Below are 2,330 nucleotides of genomic sequence, written 5' to 3' on the forward strand. Positions count from 1 at the left end.
GTCCTGATCGAGGCGGACGCGCCGGCGCCGGCGGGCGTGCCCGTCCTGCGCGTGGTCGGGACGCGCCCCTGGCCCGCGCGGCTGGCGCGCGAGATCGCCGGGCGGCCCGACGCGGGGCTGTGCGCGGTCGGCGTCACCGGCACCAACGGCAAGACCACGACGGCCTTCCTGCTGCGGCGGCTGCTCGAACGCTGCGCGGGACCCTGCGGCTTGCTCGGCACCATCCTCTACGAGACCGGGGCGCGCCGCGTCCCGGCGCCGCTGACCACCCCCGACGGCCCCACCCTCTTCGGTCTGTTGGCCGAGATGCGCGCGCACGGCCGGCGGGCCGTGGCCCTGGAGGTCTCGTCCCACGCCCTGGACCAGGGCCGCGCGGCCGACCTCGCGCTGGACGCCGCGGTGATGACCAACTTCTCGCGGGACCATCTCGACTACCACGCCGACCTCGGCGACTACCTGCGGGCCAAGACGCGCATCCTCGAACTGCTGCGCGGCGAACGGCGCGGCAAGCCGACCGGCGTCGCCGTGCTGAACGCGGACGAACCGGCGTTCGACGGCCTGGACACCGGTGACCTGCGCGTCGTGCGCTATGCCGCGGGCCGCCGGCCGGGGGCGTCGGCCGATCCCGCCGTGCACGCCGCCGACCTCACGGTGCGTGCCGCCGATCTGCGCCGCGGCGGGACGCGCCTGCAACTGGACTGGCGCGGCGAGCGGCTCGACCTGGAGAGCCGGCTGGTCGGACGATTCAACGTCGAGAACCTGACCGCCGCCCTGGCCGCGGGCCTCGCCCTCGGCTTCCCGCCTGCGGACTGCCTCGACGCCCTCGCCGCGGCCGAGCAGGTGCCCGGCCGCATGGAGAGCTTCGACCTGCCGTCGGGCGCCACGGCGGTCGTCGACTACGCGCACACGCCCGATGCCCTGGCCGCAGTCCTGCAGTCCTGCCGCGAGCTCGCGCCGCGCCGGCTCGTGGTCGTCTTCGGCTGCGGCGGCGACCGCGACCGCGGCAAGCGGCCCCTGATGGGCGCCGTCGCCGCGCGCCTGGCCGACGCGACCTGGATCACCTCGGACAACCCGCGCAGCGAGGAGCCGGGTGCCATCTGCGACCAGATCGCCGCCGGCTTCCGGGCCGAGACCTCCCGCCGCTCGACCGCGTGCCGCCTGGAACCGGATCGCGCCGCGGCGATCCGCGGCGCCCTGGCCGAGGCGGGCGACGGCGACACGGTCGTGATCGCGGGCAAGGGGCACGAGGACTACCAGCTGGTCGGCGACCGGCGGCTCGACCTCGACGACCGCCGGCTGGTGCGGGACTGGATCGCGGAGGTGGCCCGTGACGTCTGATCGCGGCTACGACCTGCGGCGGGCGGGGGCGGACCTGGTGGCCGCCCGCCTGTGGGACGGCGCTGGCGTTGCGATCGACGGCGCCTGGACGTTCGTGATCGACCCGGCCCGGCTGCCCGTCGCGGATTTCCACGGCGCGGCGCTCGACTCGCGCCTCGCGGCGGCGGGGCAACTCTTCGTGGGTTTGGCCGGCGAGCGGACGGACGGCCGCCGCCACGTCCCGGACGCCCTGCGAGCCGGCGTCGCGACGGCGCTGACCCGCCGCTGGGACGGCGCGCCGCCCGACCCGCTCTTCGCCGAACCGGCGCCCGAGGGCGCGACGGTGCTGCTCAGCCGCGATCCCGAGGCCGCGCTGGCCGTGCTGGCCGGTCGTTGGCGCTCGCTCTGCCCGGCGCGGATCGCCGCCGTCACCGGCACCAACGGCAAGACGACCACCAAGGACCTGCTGGCGGCGCTGGCCGGCGCCGTCGCCCGCGTCCACGCGACCGCGGGCAACCTGAACAACGATCTCGGCCTGCCGCTGACCCTGCTCGGCCTGCGACGCGACCACGACGTGGCGGTCGTGGAGATGGGCGCCTCCCGCGCCGGAGACATCGACAGGCTGGCGGCCCTGGCCACCCCCCAGGTCGGGGTGATCACCAACGCGTCCGGAGCGCACCTCGAGGGGTTCGGCTCGCTGGCCGAGATCGTCCGCACCAAGGGCGCGCTGCTGGACCACCTGACGCCGGACGGGACGGCGGTCCTGAACGCCGACAGCCCCGGCTTCGACGCCTGGCGGGAGCGCAGCCCGTGCCCGGTGATCAGCTGGGGGCGCGCCGCCGGGGACCACCGCTGGTCGTGGCGGGCTGACCCCGCCGGGGGCGGGGGCGTCGTGACGCTCGACGGCCGCGAACTGGCGGTGCCGCTGCCGGGCGAGCACAACGGGGCCAACCTCGTCGCCGCGTGGCTGGCCGCGCGGGCCCTGACCGGCCGCGCTCCGGACGCCGCGCGCG

The 2,330-nt window shown here is 76.9% G+C and carries 2 protein-coding genes; both read left to right on the forward strand.

Going from position 1 to position 2,330, the window contains the following annotated elements:
- Positions 1-1,338: UDP-N-acetylmuramoyl-L-alanyl-D-glutamate--2,6-diaminopimelate ligase (locus Q7W29_08265; protein ID MDO9171811.1), on the forward strand; the 1,338-nt coding region annotated here is incomplete at its 5' end.
- Positions 1,328-2,330: Mur ligase family protein (locus tag Q7W29_08270; protein MDO9171812.1), on the forward strand; the 1,003-nt coding region annotated here is incomplete at its 3' end. The genes Q7W29_08265 and Q7W29_08270, both read left to right, overlap by 11 nt.

The organism is bacterium (assembly GCA_030654305.1).
GTDB lineage: Bacteria > Krumholzibacteriota > Krumholzibacteriia > LZORAL124-64-63 > LZORAL124-64-63 > PNOJ01.